Genomic DNA, 17,663 nt, shown 5'->3' with positions numbered 1-17,663 from the left:
TGCCTTTCTACTCACTCTTCAAAGACTTCACAGGATTCATCAGTGCCGCCCTGACACTTTGGAAACTCACCGTGAACAACGCGATTGCAATTGAGACTACGCCGGCGAAGATAAATACGCCGATATTGACACTGGTATGATAAGCGAATTCCTGCAACCAGTTGGTCATCGCGTACCAGGCAATCGGTGATGCGATCAGGATTGCAATTATTACCAGTTTGAGAAAATCGTTGGAAAGCATGATGACAAGGCTTGTTACCGAAGCGCCCAATACTTTACGCACGCCAATTTCTTTGGTACGGATCTCGGCCATGAACATCGACAGACCGAGCAAGCCGAGGCAGGAAATGAAAATCGCTATTCCTGCGAATATCCCAAAAAGTAGCTGCTGCGTTTGCTCGCGGGCATACAGGTTCCCAAATCGCTGGTCGAGGAATTCGTAGGAAAAAGGGATTCCCGGAAACTGGCGGGTCCAAACGGATTCCACGTGCGCCAATGCATTTTTGAGATTTCCTCCTGAAATTTTCACTGACATCCAGCCCAGCCGCCCGTGCTGCGCAAACATTACCACCGGCGACACTTTCTGGTGAAGCGATTCAAAATGATAGTCTTTTGTTACCCCAACGATCTGGCCGCGGATTTCCCCATAGCCAAACCTGGCGCCAATCGCGTCCGCGGGATTATTCCAGCCCAGTAATTTGACAGCGGTTTCGTTGAGGATAAATCCATTCGTTTTGTCAGTAGGAAAATCGCGCGAGAAATTGCGGCCAGCTGCCATTTCAATTTTGTAGGTAGGGATAAAATCCTCGTCTATACCCAGCGATTTGATATTGATATCTGCGGGCGCCAGCGAATCTCCTTTCATTACATAAGCTTCCCAGGAATCGAGTAGCCTACCCGACGGAATGCGCGAGGAGCGGCCAACTTCCACGATATTGCTGTTGGATTTGAGCTGCTGCCGGATGCTTTCATAATTGACAGCAGAGTCTCCGCCGGCCCGCAGCAGCAGCACCTGGTCTTTGGAATAACCCAGCTTGTAATTTTGCACATATTGCATTTGCTTATAAACCACCGTCGTGCTCACGATCAGTACGACGGCAATCGCGAATTGTGTTACCACCAATACCTGCCGCAGTTTTCCATTTTTTAATGCCGAAGAAACTTTCCCTTTGAAAACGCTGAGCGGGTGAAAGGAAGTCATGAAAAAAGCCGGGTAGCTCCCTGCGATCAGCCCGGTGAAGAGGGTAATTCCCAATAGGATGGAGAGAAACACCGGATCAAGCAATGCATTGAAAGAGAGCTGCTTTTGGGTAAATTCATTCAAAAGCGGCAGACAAAGCGTAACCAGCACGACTGCAAAAAACAAGGACACGACGACCAGCAGCATCGATTCGCTCAGAAACTGCCGCACCAGCTGGTGACGCACCGCGCCGATCACTTTGCGCATTCCCACTTCCTTCGCCCGCGTTGCAGATTTGGCAGTCGCCAGGTTCATATAATTAATGCAGGCGATGAGCAGGATAAACATCGCAATGGCCGAAAACAGGTACACATACTGAATATCTCCGTTCGCCTCCAGCTCCGAATCCAGGTGCGAATGCAGGTGAATATCGGTCAGTTTCATCAGGTCCAGCCGCGAGTAACTCGACGCGTTTGCATCGATATGTTTGTTTTGAAAAGCCGGAAATGCTTTAACCAGCTTTTGTGCATCGTAACCTTTCGGAAGCAGCAGAAAAGTAGAAAAAGAATTGTTTCCCCAGTTGGTCCGCAAACCTTCCGCGCCATAAACGCGGCTGTCGTTCAAAGTGGAAAATGAGACCAGAAATTGGGGATGAAAATGCGATTGTGCAGGTAGTGGTTCAAAAACGCCGGTAACTGTGTAATCGAGCTGATTATCCATTCTGATGATCTTGCCCAGCGGGTTTTCTTTTCCAAAATACTTTTCCGCCATTGGTCTGGAAAACATGATGGAAAATGGGTTGACGAGCGCAGTTTGCGGGTTTCCCAGCTTCACATCAAAAGAGAATACCTTGAAAATGTTCTGCTCGGCTGCGAAGAGATCATCTTCATTAAAATTCTTTTCGCCATACCTCAGATTCGCACCTATATCAAGCAGCCTCACCACTTCTTCCACCTCCTGAAAATCCTGTTTGATCAATGGGCCAAACGGCGGCGCGGCTTGTCCCAGCCGAAGCGATTCGGTACCATCTTTTGAAATGAAAGTTCGCGAAAGTCTGTAAATCCGCTCCGCATTCGTGTGGAACCTGTCATAACTCAGTTCATCTTTCACGTATAGCGACAGCAGCAAAAAGCAGGCAAGCCCGATCGCCACACCAGAAATATTGATCATACTGAAAGCCTTGTGTTTCAGCAGATTCCGAAGCGAGATTTTGAGATAGTTTTGAAGCATGGCTTTTTTTTGGGAGAATGGAGGAAAGGGAGGATGGAGGAATGGAGGAACGGAGGATGGAGGATGGAGCAACGGAGGATGGAGGATGGAGAAATAAAAAATGAGTGCAAAAATCCTTCCTCCTTTTCTCCTTCCTCCCTTTCCTCCCTTTCCTCCCTTCCCTCCCTCAATCCGATCTCAACGATTGAACAGGGTTCATTAACGCTGCTTTAATTGTTTGAAAACTGATTGTGATGAATGTGATCAGTATTGCGATGGCTCCGCCGGCCATGAAAACCCACAGGCTGATATCGATGCGGTAGGCGAAATCTTTCAGCCACTCATTCATGAAATACCAGGCAATGGGCGACGAGATGATAATGGCAATTACTATTAGTTTGACAAAATCCCTTGACAGCAGCATCACGATACTTGTTACCGACGCGCCCAGCACTTTCCGCACACCGATTTCCTTGGTTCGTTGCTGGGCTATAAAGGCGATCAATGCGAAGAGGCCGAGGCAGCTGATGAGGATTGTTACAAATGAAAATATTTCGAGAACCGCGGAAACCTTGTTCTCGGCATTGTACATTTCTTCAAACTCCTGATCCAGGAAATGGTACTCAAATGGCCGCAAAGGAAAATTCGATTCCCAGCTTTTTCCCAGTATTTCCACTGCCTCAGAAGCCCCCCTGCCAGTCACTTTGACAATCATTTTACCAAAAAAATCGTATTCAGGCAGAATGGCGATCGGACTGATCTTTTCGTGCAGCGACCTGAAATGAAAATCCTGCGCAACTCCTTTGACCTTACCCTGCCTGCCATTCATATTGACCATCTTACCAATTGCAGTTGCAGGTGTCCAGCCAAGTCCTTTAACCGCAGATTCGTTCAGTATAAAAGCGTAGCTCCTCAGCTGAAAACTGTCTTGTGTGGCTTGTACAATATCGGTCTCATTAAAATTCTCGCCTGTAACAAGCGTCATTCCCATGGTAGGCACAAAGTCTTTTTCGACTGGTATAGCTGTGATATTCATTCCAAAACCTGCGGGCTTGTCGGCCGCGGTAATGTTGTAGCCGCCCTGCACATTCAGCGGCGAATCGTAGGAGGCGGTGACCGATTTCACAGCTGAGTTATTGAGCAGCTCGCCTTTCATCGCAGCCAGTTTGCTTTTGGAAATACCCGAATTGATATCCAGCACAATGATCTGGTCGGGATTGATGCCCAGGTTTTTATTCTGGATAAATCTCAACTGCTGACCGGCAATGAGCGTAGCGATAATGAAAAGCATGGAGATCGTAAATTGGAACACAACCAGAAAGTTGCGCAGCCCGCCGCCGCTATTGCTGGAAAGCGGAGTTCCTTTCAATACCTTAACCGGCTCGAAACCAGACAAAACCGCAGCCGGATATGCCCCGGACAAAATTGTAATAACAAGAAAAAGAACAAATAGCGTGACTTCAAAAGAGAGCGCTGGCCAAACGCCCAGATCCAGCACTTTCCCGGTAAGGCTGCTGAGGCCGGGCAATGTAAGCATGGTGATCAGGAACCCGATAACCGTAGCGACGAATGTGATCATCCCGCTTTCAAATATATGCTGACCGAAAAGCTGCATACGCAGTGCCCCGATCACTTTCCGCACACCCACTTCCCGCGCCCGAACTGCTGAGCGGGCTGTTACCAGGTTGATAAAATTAATGCAGGCGATGAGCAGGATCAGTACCGCAATGCCGGATAAAATGTAAATGTATTTGTAGTTACCCGAAGCTTCGGTACCATTTGTAGCTTTGGAATAAAGGTGAATTGCATGAAACGGTTCGAGTTCCAGCCTCACTTTGAAACTCGGATTCCGTGGGTCTGCCAGGTTTTTGCTTACATATCTGTCTACTTTGGCCTGCAATGTTTTAAGATCCGCATTGGGTTTCAGCAGGACATAGGAAAAATCATTGGCTGAGTCAAAAGCTTCCGTTTTGGAGCGGGGTAAAGTGCTATAACTACCGACCCAATTGAATTTAAGGTGAGAATAGGAAGGTACATCTTTAATAACCCCGGTTACTTGCAGGGTCAGGCGCTCGTTCATTTTCACAGACTTACCGATCGCACTGCCCTTTCCGAAGATCTTGGTCGCCGTAGTCTGATCGATCACCACCGAATTGGGCTGGGAAAGTGCCGTAGCGGGGTTACCTTCCACAAAAGGATATTGAAAAACTTTGAAAAACGAAGAATCCGCAAATACGACTTTCCGCTCACTAAACAACTGATCGTTATATTGAACAGAAACGGAACCGTCGGCGCTGTACGGATAAATACGCGCTGCACTTTCTATCTCGCTGAATTCCCTTGAAAAAACCGGCGCGACCGCAGTCGGCGTCATCGCAATATAAACCGACTCCCCTTCCCCCGACTGATAAAACAGGTTTACCCGCGCAATTCTCTCAGAGCCAGGCTGAAAACGGTCATAACGCAGCTCATGCAGCACATAAGTAGCCAGCAGCAAAAAGCAACTGACACCGATTGCAAGTCCGGTTACGCTGATGAAAGTATTGGTTTTATATTTCCAAAGACTGCGGAAAGCGATTTTGAGATAGTTTTTTAGCATAGCGGCTGTCGGCTTATAGCTGTTAGCTTTTGGCTGTTAGGTTGTGATAGAAACCCGGCTCTAAATTTGTGCCATTAGCTTAACTATTAAGTTTTCAACTAGTTATGATATATAAAATGTTCGATTTCGGACATTTGTGTTCAGTGTTCGCTTGGTTATTTTACATATACAGCTGTCCATAAACAAACTTGTCCGATAGTAACGAACAACATTGTTTGATACTAATGAACAAAAGTATATTTTTGTATCAAAAGATCTGTTATGATACTGCAATCTGTACTAGCGAATGTAGTGGAAGCCCAGAAGTCCAACGTCCATGATCTCGACCTTGGGCTTCGGCGAAGTGCGCTGGCTATATTGCCGGATATAACATCCCACGCATTGATAGTCTCCGGAATCAGGCGTTCGGGGAAGAGCACATTGCTGTATCAGTTACTGAAAGAAAAATACCCCGAAGCACTTTACCTGAATTTTGAAGATACCCGGCTATACAATTTTGAGCCAAATGACTTTTCGCGGCTGGACGCGATCATAAAAGAATCAAAGACCAATGTGCTTTTTTTTGATGAAATACAGATCATCGATCGTTGGGAAACTTATGTCAGGCAAAAACTCGATGAAGGCTGCAAAGTGGTAATCACGGGCTCCAATGCATCGTTACTTAGCCGCGAGCTGGGCACAAAATTGACTGGCAGGCACATTACAAAAGAGCTTTTCCCTTTTTCTTTCACTGAATTTATAAATTACAGAAAGTGGCAGCCTTCCGAAGAAGCCGTGATGGCATACCTGCACACCGGCGGGTTTCCTGAATATGTAAAATCAGGATTGGAAGAAGTGCTGCATCACCTTTTCGAAGACATATTAATCCGCGATATAGCGGTTCGTTACGGCGTTCGTGATGTTAAAACGCTGCAAAGACTTGCATTGTACCTGGTCTCAAATGTGGGTAAACTGGTTACCGGCAACCGGCTCAAAGGGCTTTTCGAAATCGGGTCCACCAGCACGATCATGGATTATTTGTCACATCTGGAATATACATATCTGTTCCATTTTATCCCAAAATTCAGTTACTCCGCAAGAAAGCAGCTGGTTAATCCGCGTAAAATATATGCAGCCGACACAGGTATGATCAATGCCAATTCAGGATCATTTACTGATGATTTTGGTCGAAAATTTGAGAATATGATATTCCTTCATTTACGCAGGGATTTTAAAGAAATATATTACTTCTCAGAAAAGAATGAATGTGATTTTGTGGTCTTTCAAAAAGGTGCAGCAAAGAAACTGTTACAAGTTTGTTACGAACTCACACCCGATAATCTGGATCGCGAGATGAATGGTTTGTTTGAAGCAATGGAATTTTTCAAATTAAGTGAAGGCACCATTGTTACACTACACCAAACCGAAGAATTCGAAAGGGACGGAAAAGTTATAAAAGCAATTCCGGCCTTTCGATTCCTCGCGGAGTAACCCTTTAACCTCCATTCTGAACATCGTCGTTGCGGATTCCTCTTTTGTTCTTTTTGATCGCCTCTTTCAGCTTACCGAATTTGTAGTTGAGGCTGAAATTGAATGTACGGAAGTAATCTCTCCGGTAGTCAAGTTGATTAAAATCAGGGCCGTAAGTCTCTCTGCGCCAGTTCCTGAACTTCGTGAAAGGATTATTGGCGGCGGCAGAAAGCGATAATTTATCTTTCATAATATCCTTGCTGATACTAAATGAATAGCTGGTCATAGCATTATTAGTGCCTTGCAAATTGATATTCCGGCCATTTACGTTCAGGTTCGCATTGAGCCGCCAATCCTTTTCCAGACGATAACCCGTCGATGCCGATACCTGCGACATAATACCCTGATTAGTAACCGGTATATTATTCACCGTCCCCTTCACCTTTCCGTGCGCCACCCTCGCATTCAGACTGAAATTCCATTTTTTGGTAATCGGATAATTGGCATTCAGCATCCCCGTGATAAGCCGCGCGGTACCTGAGTTTTCGAAAGAAGTTTGGGTGATATTGGTTTCAGGATTGTAAACAGCCACACCAAAGATCAGATCGCGAAATGCAGTGAGGCCCACGCCTGCATTCACAGAAACTTTTTTGTTCAAACTATAATTCAGAGAAATGTCATTGACGAAGGCAGGACGCAGGTTGGGGTTCCCGGTCCTTTCAAAACTAGGATTAGATCGGTCGATAAACGGGTTCAGCTGCCAAATACCCGGCCGCTGGATGCGCTGCGAATAACCCAGATTTAGCGCATTGTTGTTCTTCAATTTCCGGTTCACCGATACCGACGGGATCACATTAAAATAGTTCTGGCGCACCTTTGAATCGGTTGAAATAAAATCTGCATCCACGATCGTTTGCTCAATCCGCACGCCCGCTTTCAGTGACCACTTTTTCAGATTGTACTGATACGTATTGTAAGCGCCGAAAACGTTTTGAATGTTGCTGAACTTGTTGCTCATATCTTTATTGATCAGATACTGACCAGTTTCCGGATCGAACGTTTCATATTGAAAATCACTGCGGTTATCTCTCATAATCCCCTTTAAACCTGCTTCAATACTCAGCTTTTTGACGGGATAAACGTAATCCACCTGAAACGTTTGCTCCGAAAATCCCTGGTCATTTACCTGCCGGTAATCAGGAAGCTCAAAATTGACCTGGTCAGTAATATCCAGGTTGTTTTTTTGTTTATTATTAAATCCAAAATACCGGTAGGAAAGGGTCAGCAACCGGCCTTTATCCGCTTTGGAAGTCCGCTGAAAATTGACCGCCGCATCCATTCCGTTTCCATTTCCATTGTTGTCGTTATTGATCCGGTAAGCTTCCAGAATTTTACCGTTTCCGCTTAAACGAGAGCTTTGATAACCCAAACCATCCGAATAGCTTCCATTGATATTGAACTGCGCGCTCAGCAGATTCAGCGTATCGATCTCATAACTGATCTCGTAGCCCACATAGCCGCTGTTATTCTCCGACCGCGACGATCCTTCCTGAAACATATTGGTATTGCGCTCGCCGAAAGTACTCCGGTTCACCCCATTCACGGTCGACGGTGTGCGGTACTGGCTCCCGCCCAACAAAACCGTCATACCGACCTTACCGAGTTTGGCAGCAAACGTACCTCCCACGCCCGGGCCGCCTACCGGAAACCGCTCGCTGAGGGTGATTGTACCATTATAACCGTTGTCGATTTTACGGTGGGTGATGATATTGATAATCCCGGCAAGCCCCTCGGCATCGTACTTGGCTGGCGGCGTAGTGATCACTTCAATGCGCTCGATAGACGAGGCCGGCATACTTCTCAGCACTTCCTTGTAGCTCCGTTCCATCATACTCGAAGGTTTTCCGTTGATCAGGATCTTGAAATCGGTATTCCCTTTCAGCTGGATATTATCGTCCCCGTCGAGCGCCAGGTAAGGCACTTTGCGCATCATATCGAGTACACTGTAAATCTTGCTTTCCGGATCGGCTTGCAAGTCATAAGAAATCCGGTCGACTTCCTGTTGAACGATAGGTTTCACACTCGTTACCGTCACTTCCTTCAATCCAACGGTATTCGGGCTCAGCTTAATGCGGCCCAGATCGATCACGGATTGGGTACTGTCGCTCAGATCGGCGGTCAGCAATTTGGCACCGTAGCCTACTCCCACGATCGCGACCGTGTAGTTCGCTGGTTTTAATTTGTCAAAAACAAAACTTCCATCTTCTTTGGTGAAATCGGCTTTTACAGCAATAACCTTGTCTACCAGTAAATTCACTGTGATAAAATCCATCGACTTGCCGCTCAGTGAATCGGTGACAATACCCCTGACCTGACGGCCGGAAAGTACAGACTGCCCCAAAGAATCCTGAATGCAGATCAACCCTGAGAGTAAGAGCGACAGTAGGAATAATAGTAACGATTTCATGGCTTTTTATTTTTATGGCTAATAGATGCAGAGAACAAATGTATAGTAAGGTACTTTGTTATGCAAGGTACTATATGGAAATATCCTTGTTTCGTGATGAGCGGTGCATTTGCAGGTTTGAAAGGAAATTTAAAGAATAGAAGATTGCCTTAATGCAAAAAAATTAGCCAGATCTCTACGACCTGGCTAATGTATTTTTCATGGCTAAATTTTACTACTTATCCTCTCCAATTACCTCTTCTGCTCGCATTCTGGTAAGCGAATAGGCGCTGGCGCTGCACCGGGTTGAGAACTGAAAGGATCTCTTTTTGTTTTTGTTGTTCCAATCTCATTGCACCCTGGTAGGTGTGAGCTCTCTGGTTACGCGGCGCCAGGCGATCATATTTGTTCTCGATCCTTTTGATCTGATTTTCCTGCTTGCGGGTCAGCTTCACGATGTTGTCCAGCTTGTTGATCTGGAACTCCTCGTAAGCATTCTCCATTCTGGCGTTTTCGCGCGGCGACTGGTGTCCTCTGTAACTTTGTGCGAAGCCGTTTCCGATGGTCAATGTTACTATTGTTGCGATTGCTAAGATGGTCTTTTTCATGGTTTCTAATGTTTAATTTGTTCGTTTATGGTGGTTAGAGGGAGATTTCGCCCGTGCGTTTAACGCGCTCTAACCACCAATCTGCGAACTGCACCAATCAACAGACCGTCTGGTAATTTTTATCGACGAATGGGAAGTTCAACGCTGCCGTTAGTCCATTGCCGATGCTCGTATGAAATTTCAGTTATTAGTATTTTGTATATTTGATTATCAGCAAAACAATAAAGCTATGCTAACCACTGTAAGAGGAATTTTCGAGAACGGTAAGGTGACGCTAATGGAAATCCCGCCTGTCAATAAAAAAACAGAGGTTGTGGTCACTTTTTTTGAAGACATAAAATTAGAGCAGCCACTGACGAAACGAGTGGCTGGCATATTGAGTGGAAAAATAATTATGTCAGATGATTTTGACGAACCTCTGGATGAATTCAAAGAATATATGTAAATGAAATATTTACTTGACACACACACATTATTGTGGTTTCTAGAAGATAATGCGAAGCTTTCGAGAAAGACAAAAAGTCTTATCGAGGCGGTTGATAACGATGTTTATGTTAGTGTGACAAGTTGGTTTGAGATTTCAGTCAAACTTACAATCGGAAAGCTAATACTACCTGATTCACTTGCAGACACCATTGCCAAATCAACTTTTAATCGAATAACGACGGTTGGTATATCACAAGATCACACGATATTTTATCAGAAACTTCCAATATTTGGTAATCACAAAGACCCTTTTGACAGGATGATCCTAGCGACAGCAATCACCGAGGGATACCAATTAATTTCCGTAGACCCGAAATTTCGCTTTTACAGCACAATAGTCCAGGTTATCTGGTGAAATCATTCACTCCTCAGCGACTTCACAGGATTCGTCAGTGCCGCTTTAATAGCCTGAAAACTGACAGTTAACAGCGTGATTAAAATGGCAGTGAAGGCGGAAATTGCGAATACGAACCAGCTGAGCTCGATGTGGTATTCATATCTTTTAAGCCAGTCGCTAAGAAAATACAGGGCGATTGGTGAAGCGAGGACGCAGGATATCAGAACAAGATAGATAAACTCCTTGGACAGCATCGCCCACATTTGCGCCACACTGGCGCCCAGCGCTTTGCGGATACCGATTTCCTTTGTGCGTTGCTCTGCTGTATATGCGGCAAGTCCGAACAATCCCAGACACGAAATAATGATCGCCAGCACAGCAAATACCCGCGCCAGTTTTCCGATCCGCTCTTCCGCTCTGAACTTCGCATCGTATTCATCATCCGCAAATTTAAATGCAAAAGGCGAATCCTGATCGTGTTTGCGGAACACTGCTTCTACTTTTTTCAATGCCTGATCAACCGGCTTGCCGGGCAGCAGCTTGACATTAATGAGACTAGCCCATTCATAATTAAGCATAAAAATGGTAGGCACAGCCGGCTCGTACGGTGATTGCATCACCATATCCTTGATCACACCCACTACCTGCATTGGTTTTTTATTGTAACGGATCGTTTTGCCGACAATATCCTTGATTCCAGTCAACTTCACAGCAGCTTCGTTGAGCACAAAAGCGGAAGTATCCGTAGAATAATCCCGCGAAAAGTCCCGTCCGTCAATGATTTTCCACCCTATTGTTTTTCCAAAATCGTGGGTACAGGCGATCGTGCCGAAAAGCGGCATCGAGCCAGCTTCCATTCCGTCCCATTCAAAACCGATCTGATTGGAATTGATACTGGTAGTCGGACTGGAAGATTCGCTCATTTCGTGCACGACGCCCGTTTTCATCAGGTCGTCGCGCAGCGGGTAGTATTTTCCATACAAATTTGGCGACATATCGATCTGCAATAGTCCCTGCCGGTCGTACCCGACCGGTCTGCTTTTGGCGTGCTGGATTTGCTGAAAAACGATGATCGTACCAATAATCAAAGTAATAGAAACCGTAAACTGCATCACCACCATCACCTTCCGGGGGACAGCCGACCATTTCCCAACTTTGAACGTCCCTTTAAGTACAGACAAAGGGTTGAAAGAAGACAGATAGAATGCGGGGTAACTGCCCGAAACCAACCCGGTGAACAGCGAAAAAACGATCAGCGCGAGCCAGAATTGCGGAGAAAGGAATGGAAATTCGACCTGCTTTCCGGATAATTCATTGAAGGCGGGCAAACAAATGAGCACAAATAAAACGGCCAGGATCAACGCAAAACAAACCACCAGAAACGATTCGCTTAGAAACTGAAACACCAGCTGGCTCCGCAAAGAACCGATCGATTTGCGTATCCCCACTTCTTTCGCGCGCTTCTCCGAACGCGCCGTGCTCAGGTTCATGAAGTTGATACAAGCCAGCAGCAGTACGAAAATGCCAATGATCGTAAACAGCCACACAAATTGGATACCGCCTCCTACATTCTGACCATTTTTGAAATCGGAATACAAATGCCAGCGGCTCATCGGATGTAAAAAGTATTGGGGCTTGTCCGTTTTGGAAAACGCGTGCGGCATTTCCACGTCCCTGATCTTCAACGAAGCCTTTGCAATATCGACGTTATCCGCCACCTGTGCGAAAAACTGAAACGAGTGGTTGCCCCACTCCTGCTGCGCCGATTTCACCCAATTTTCAGCTTGCAGATAATCGTTCCACGGCAGGATCAGGTACAATTCGTGGAAATTAGAGTTGAAGGGAATATCTTCATAAATCCCCGTTACCTTGACATTCTTCTTGATATCTAGTTGCAGGGTCTTATTGAGCGCTTCCTCGTTTCCAAAAAGTGATTTGGCGAGGGACTCTGAAATCATAATGGAACCGGGATTTTTGAGCGCGCTGTAATCGCCTTTGATCATTTTTAAAGAAAGCATTTCCGGTAGCGAAGGCTCCGCGAACATCCCCGTTTTATTGATTTTTTTATCTCCATTCGCCAGCAAATGCCCATAATTCCAGGACGCGAGCGAGGTAAATTTGAAATTGGAACCATATTTCGTGGCCATTTCGGTTACAGCCGGGATAGAAACCGCTGTCCCCGTGAACGTCTGACCGTTGAAAGTCTGGTTGATCCACGCCTGCGTTACCCTGTCATAGTTTTTATGATATTTATTGTACGACAATTCGTCCCACACCCAAAGCCCGATCAGCATGGCGACAGCAATACCAACTGCCAGTCCAATGATATTAATAAAAGAGTAAACCTTGTTTTTGGAAAGGTTCCGGAGGGCAATTTTAAGATAATTCCTGATCACAGCTAATAGGGTTTAAAATCATATCTAACAGATTGTTTTTTTACCTGGAAGTTGCATGCACAAAGCCAGGCACAAAAACTTATTCGCTTCTCAACGCAGTTACCGGATTAGTGAGCGCCGCTTTGATGCTCTGAAAGCTGACTGTGATCATAGCTACGACAATCGCAAATATGCCTGCCAGTACATAAATCCACCAGCTCACATTTACTTTATAGGTAAAATCCTGCTGCCATTCACTCATAAAATACCACGCAACCGGCGATGCAATCACAAGAGCAACCATCACCAACCTGACAAAATCCAGGGAAAATAAGCCAAAGATATTCAGTGCAGACGCGCCTACTGCCTTTCGAATTCCCATTTCCTTAGTACGGGATTCCGCCATAAATGCAACTACACCGTACAGCCCGAGGCAGCCGATAAAAATGGCGATACCGGCCAGTATTTTAAAGAGTTCGAACAAACGCTCCTCTTTTTGATAGAAGCTGTTCAAGGTCTGATCCAGGAAAGTGTATTTGAATAAATAATCCGGAAACGTGGCCGACCATACATTTTCGATCTTGCTGATCAGCGCCGGACTTGCTCCCACTGCCAGCTTCATTCCCAGTGTGCTGTAATTGCTTCGCAGGCTCGTCAACACACACGGAATAATTTCACGATGCAGGCTATACGTATTGAAATTTTTCACCACGCCCACAATAGGCAACTTGTGATCGGAGCCACCGATCGTAAGCCTTTTACCAAGTATATCTTCCGGATTTTTGAACCCCAGCTTTTGAACAAAAGCTTCATTGATCACATATTCCCGGATCGTATCTGCTGGCAGGTACATCCGGCCGGCTACCAGCGCGAGGCCGTAAGTTTTCACATAAGAAGTATCGGCTGGCCGCATTACTACCTCGAAATCAAGAAGTTCCGTGTCATTTTCAAAGGTAAAGGCAGTCTGCCAGTTACTACCGGACATCGGTGTAAATGAACTGAAACTCATACTTTTGATACCAGGCTCATTTTCAAGCTGGGCACGCAGCTTTTCAAGCTGGCCGGGATTCTGCTCGGGTACAGGCACATTCACAATTTCGTCTTTCACAAACCCAAGATCCATCGTCCGGAAATGCTTCATTTGCATGTAGGCGATCAGCGTACCCAGCAGCACAACCTGCGAAATCGTAAATTGAAGTACGATCAACCCTCTCCTCAAATTCGCCTGACCGCCGCCAGAAGCCCTCATTTTACCTTTTAATGCAAGAATCGGCTGGTATCCCGAAACCACGAGCGCAGGATAAAAACCGGCCAGGAAAGTCGTCACAACCGCCATGATCAGCAAAAACACGAGGATCGACGGATCAGCGAAAAACATGACACCCTTCGAACTGATATTCAAGGTTTCAGCAACACCTGGCAGCGCGATCTGCGCCAGAACAAGTGCCAGCAATACCGAAACAAACGTCAGTACACCTGTTTCCGAGAAATATTGACGCAGCAACTGCCCGCGCGTACTGCCTAAAACCTTCCTCACGCCCACTTCCTTCGCACGTCTCAAAGCCTGCGCCGTAGCCAGATTGATAAAGTTGACGCACGCAGTGATCAGGATAAATATGCCAACCAATACCATCGACCAGATCATTCCTTTGCTGATTGTCCGGCCGGCGTAATTCTGCATATTCGTCAAGAAATGCATGTCTTTCACAGGCAGCAGCACCAGGTCAGTCTCGGCCGCAGCTTTCGGATCTCTGTATTTTTTACTCAAATCCGCCAGATTCCGCTCCATACGCTGCTCGGTCATATTCTCAGGAAGCCGCATATACATTTGTCCGCCGCCGTAGGTACTTATCCAATCGTCCCAGCTCGTAAAAGCACCATATTCTTTGAGTGACGAAAATGAGAGCATCGTCGTAAAAGGAAAACTGCTTGTTACCGGCGGATCCTGGATGATACCGGTTACTACAAAGTTCATTTTGTTATCCACCCGGATCGTCTTGCCCATTGCATTCCCGGGACCAAAATAATTTGTCGCCTGACTTGCCGTCAAAACCACTGACCCGGGATTACTGAGCGAAGTAGCCGGAGAGCCTTTTAACCACTTATAATCCAGCAGATTAAAGTACTCAGGTCCGACAAAACCTAATGCATAAGAGGGCGAAGTGAGCTTTTTAAGATTCTTTCCCTCGCCGATCGTCACCAGTACCTCGCGGATACCATAAATGTAGGTTACCAGGTTTTTTATCTCCGGATAATCACTTCTGAGTGCGGCGAGCACCGGCAGCGGCATTCCGGTCATATACCCTTTTTCTCCATTCGCCTTATTATGGATCGATAGCCTGTAAACCCTGTCAATATGCTTGTTATGCGTATCAAAGCTGAGTTCATACCTGACCGTAAAGAAGATCAGCAGGCAGCACGTCAGCCCCAGTGTTAGGCCGGTCATATTGATAATTGTAAAATTCCAGTTCCGGCGCAGGTTGCGGAATGAAGTAATGAGATAGTTTCTGATCATGGCTGGATGGTTTTTGGCTGTTAGCTAAAAGCTACATGCCTACTATTCACTTTTAAGCGACTTTACCGGATTCATCAATGCGGCTTTTACACTTTGAAAACTCACTGTTCCTACTGCCAGCACAATTGCTGCCAATCCTACGAAAACGAAAATCATCGGGTTGATCTCGATCCGGTATGGATAATTGTCCAACCAGGCCTGCGTAGCAAACCAGGCCAGAGGCGAGGCGATGACAATTGCTACTATTACGAGCTTTACGAAATCTTTTGACAATACCAGAACCAGGCTCGAAATACTCGCTCCCAGCACTTTACGAACACCGATCTCCTTTGTCCGCTGCTCAATCACGATCAATGCGACTGCAAATAAGCCTAGACAGGACAGCATAATCGCCACGCCGGAAGCCAGACTGAAAACCTTCGAAAGCCGCTCTTCCTCGCGATACCAGGAGTTCGTATTCTCATCCACGAAGCTGCCGGTAAACTCCGATTCCGGGGTTATTTCTTTCCAGGCTTCCTTCAACTTCTCCATCGAAGTCGCCAGACTTTGCGGTGTCACCCGCACGAAAATATAGCTGATCGGGCCCGACGGTGAAATGTACATGGTAATCGGCTTCTTCTCGTTTTTGGAAGAATAGAGATTGAAATCCGGAACTAGGCCGATAATCTGATGTTTGATACCCGCCGTGTCGGTCTGGAAGAATTTACCCACCGGATCCTTCTCACCGATCATTTTTGCCATACTTTCGGTAATGATCACGCGGCCTATCGAATCAGTGGAATACGTGGGATCAAACTCGCGGCCGGCCAGTAGTTTTATATTGAGTGTTTTGAGATAATCATAATCAATGTGAAGCCAGTCCGTCGAAACCTCGCGGTCGTTGAATGTAAATCCGAGGACACTCCGGGACGAACTGCGATCCGCTCCTATTCCCAGATTTACACCGCTGCCCGTCATGCTTAGTATGCTCGGATCGTCTTTCAGGTGATTTCGCAGGCGACGCAATGCCTGCTGACCGTCGACCTTATTTCCAACCGGAATACTGATCACCTCCTCTTTTTGAAATCCGAGCGGCTGTGTTTTCAAATGATCCACCTGCTGTACCGCGATAATCGTGCAGCAGATCAGCAGGCTTGATAATGTAAACTGGGCTACAATGAGCGAGTTACGCAACAAACCTGGCTTTTTCATGGAAACCTTCCCTTTCAAAACCTCCACTGCATTGAACCGCGACATCTGCCACGCCGGATAGCCGCCCGCAATCAACGCTACGAACAAAAAGAGGCCGAAAACGAGCAATATCGTGCCCGGCTGCAGAATATAGTCAAGGTTCAATTTCGACTGAAAGGTGCTGTTAAATGTAGGTAGAAGCAGAATCGTCAGCGTCATCCCTACTAGAAAACCGGCCAGACAAATGATGCCGGCTTCTCCCCAGATCTGAAAAAATAGCTGCTGCTTCAATGCACCAAGCGATTTACGCACCCCCACTTCACGGGCCCGGATAAATGAGCGCGCCACATTGAGATTGATAAAATTGAAACTAGCAATCAGCAAAATGAACGTACCGATCGCCATCAATGCATACACCAGCCCGATCGGCGCGCCGCCAGACATATCTGAATCAAAATGAATGTCGGTAAGTTTCATTAGCCTTAGCGCAAAAATATCTCCCTTCTCGTCGGGCTTGGCGCCTTGCTTTTTAAGAGAGGCAAAGCTTTCGGCGAAGTATTTTTTGGTAAAAGGTTTCAGTTTTTGTTCGAAAGCATCTTTGTCGATACCTGGTTTCAATTTCACAAAGACCGCGTGCGAATGCGCGTCCCACTGGTCTTTTTCACGCTGGTAGCCGCCTGCATTTTCCACACGGATGAACGCGTCATATTTTATCGTAGAGTTTTCGGGAAAATCGGCCAGCACTCCGGTGACGATGTATTGCTTCTTATTGGCATCCATCCCCAGCTGAAGCGCCTTGCCCAGCGGATCTTCCTTACCGAAAATACTCTCAGCCATATTCCTGCTGATCACAATATTGCTCAGATCGCTGAGCGCAGAGCCTGCATTGCCTTTTAAAAGGGGAAAAGAGAATATTTTAAGAAAGTCAGCGTCGGTGTATTTGATATCCTTATCAAAATATTTGCCTTTGTAAACCACCACATACTCGCCATTTAAAATTCGTGCGGCTCCCTCAATTTCAGGGAATTCTGCTTTCAAAGCGGGCGTAAGCGGGTGCGGCATAGAACCTGCTTTTCTCGCTTTCTGAGGCTCATTGGCGAAAAAATAGGTCTTGAAGATCCGGTCTCTATCCGCGTGGAACTTATCAAATGAAAGCACAAAATAGGCTGTGAGAAACAGAAAGACACTAATGCAGAAAGCCACCGAAAGGCCAACAATATTGATCATAGCATAACCCTTATTTTTCCAAAGGTTACGAAGCGCGATTTTAAGGTAGTTTTTTTTCATGA

10 protein-coding genes are annotated in these 17,663 nt (G+C 46.2%); 3 read left to right on the top strand and 7 right to left on the bottom strand.

The annotated features are described in order from the left end of the window. Window positions 1–7 precede the first annotated feature (7 nt). Together LZG94_RS02160 and LZG94_RS02155 are read right to left on the bottom strand one after the other, a co-directional pair. The gene (locus LZG94_RS02160; protein ID WP_233790335.1) at window positions 8–2,410 is read right to left on the bottom strand and encodes an ABC transporter permease; all 2,403 of its coding nucleotides are present in this window, start codon (window positions 2,408–2,410) and stop codon (window positions 8–10) included. 166 nt (window positions 2,411–2,576) lie between these two features. Continuing rightward, window positions 2,577–4,988 carry an ABC transporter permease gene (locus LZG94_RS02155; protein WP_233790334.1) on the bottom strand — a complete coding sequence of 804 codons (2,412 nt, stop codon included), beginning with the start codon at window positions 4,986–4,988 and terminating at the stop codon, window positions 2,577–2,579. 261 nt (window positions 4,989–5,249) lie between these two features. On the opposite strand from LZG94_RS02155, the gene LZG94_RS02150 reads away from it, so the two are divergent. After that, window positions 5,250–6,458 (top strand): ATP-binding protein, encoded by a 1,209-nt coding sequence (locus tag LZG94_RS02150; RefSeq protein WP_233790333.1) that lies wholly within the window; start codon window positions 5,250–5,252, stop codon window positions 6,456–6,458. Between the two features lie 4 nt (window positions 6,459–6,462). Here the strand turns inward: LZG94_RS02150 and LZG94_RS02145 are convergent, their stop codons facing one another. Both LZG94_RS02145 and LZG94_RS02140 read right to left on the bottom strand, forming a co-directional pair. Further along, window positions 6,463–8,904 (bottom strand): outer membrane beta-barrel family protein, encoded by a 2,442-nt coding sequence (locus tag LZG94_RS02145; protein WP_233790332.1) that lies wholly within the window; start codon window positions 8,902–8,904, stop codon window positions 6,463–6,465. Between the two features lie 218 nt (window positions 8,905–9,122). Further along, window positions 9,123–9,491: a hypothetical protein gene (locus LZG94_RS02140; RefSeq protein WP_233790331.1), complete on the bottom strand. Its 369-nt coding sequence runs from the start codon at window positions 9,489–9,491 to the stop codon at window positions 9,123–9,125. Between the two features lie 172 nt (window positions 9,492–9,663). On the opposite strand from LZG94_RS02140, the gene LZG94_RS02135 reads away from it, so the two are divergent. Beyond that, complete coding sequence (locus LZG94_RS02135; protein ID WP_233790330.1) at window positions 9,664–9,936, top strand: DUF2281 domain-containing protein; 273 nt, start codon at window positions 9,664–9,666, stop codon at window positions 9,934–9,936. Next, on the top strand, window positions 9,937–10,332 hold the full coding sequence (locus tag LZG94_RS26505) for a type II toxin-antitoxin system VapC family toxin (RefSeq protein ID WP_409013234.1): 396 nt from the start codon (window positions 9,937–9,939) through the stop codon (window positions 10,330–10,332). Window positions 10,333–10,334: 2 nt separating this feature from the next. Here LZG94_RS26505 and LZG94_RS02130 read toward each other — a convergent pair whose 3' ends face one another. The 3 genes from LZG94_RS02130 to LZG94_RS02120 all read right to left on the bottom strand — a co-directional run bounded on the left by LZG94_RS02130 (window position 10,335) and on the right by LZG94_RS02120 (window position 17,661). Continuing rightward, window positions 10,335–12,710 carry an ABC transporter permease gene (locus tag LZG94_RS02130; RefSeq protein ID WP_233790329.1) on the bottom strand — a complete coding sequence of 792 codons (2,376 nt, stop codon included), beginning with the start codon at window positions 12,708–12,710 and terminating at the stop codon, window positions 10,335–10,337. 79 nt (window positions 12,711–12,789) lie between these two features. Further along, complete coding sequence (locus LZG94_RS02125) at window positions 12,790–15,204, bottom strand: ABC transporter permease (protein ID WP_233790328.1); 2,415 nt, start codon at window positions 15,202–15,204, stop codon at window positions 12,790–12,792. 42 nt (window positions 15,205–15,246) lie between these two features. Beyond that, the gene (locus tag LZG94_RS02120; RefSeq protein WP_233790327.1) at window positions 15,247–17,661 is read right to left on the bottom strand and encodes an ABC transporter permease; all 2,415 of its coding nucleotides are present in this window, start codon (window positions 17,659–17,661) and stop codon (window positions 15,247–15,249) included. Window positions 17,662–17,663 lie beyond the last annotated feature (2 nt).

It is taken from the genome of Dyadobacter sp. CY343, from assembly GCF_021390335.1.
Lineage (GTDB): Bacteria > Bacteroidota > Bacteroidia > Cytophagales > Spirosomataceae > Dyadobacter.
This window is presented reverse-complemented; position numbering and strand designations above follow the sequence as displayed.

Coding starts and splice junctions, on each gene's coding strand:
- LZG94_RS02160 (WP_233790335.1), bottom strand. CDS start 2,410: ATGCTTCAAAACTATCTCAAAATCTCGCTTCGGAATCTGCTGAAACAC.
- LZG94_RS02135 (WP_233790330.1), top strand. CDS start 9,664: ATGAAATTTCAGTTATTAGTATTTTGTATATTTGATTATCAGCAAAAC.
- LZG94_RS02150 (WP_233790333.1), top strand. CDS start 5,250: ATGATACTGCAATCTGTACTAGCGAATGTAGTGGAAGCCCAGAAGTCC.
- LZG94_RS02140 (WP_233790331.1), bottom strand. CDS start 9,491: ATGAAAAAGACCATCTTAGCAATCGCAACAATAGTAACATTGACCATC.
- LZG94_RS02125 (WP_233790328.1), bottom strand. CDS start 15,204: ATGATCAGAAACTATCTCATTACTTCATTCCGCAACCTGCGCCGGAAC.
- LZG94_RS02145 (WP_233790332.1), bottom strand. CDS start 8,904: ATGAAATCGTTACTATTATTCCTACTGTCGCTCTTACTCTCAGGGTTG.
- LZG94_RS02120 (WP_233790327.1), bottom strand. CDS start 17,661: ATGAAAAAAAACTACCTTAAAATCGCGCTTCGTAACCTTTGGAAAAAT.
- LZG94_RS02155 (WP_233790334.1), bottom strand. CDS start 4,988: ATGCTAAAAAACTATCTCAAAATCGCTTTCCGCAGTCTTTGGAAATAT.
- LZG94_RS26505 (WP_409013234.1), top strand. CDS start 9,937: ATGAAATATTTACTTGACACACACACATTATTGTGGTTTCTAGAAGAT.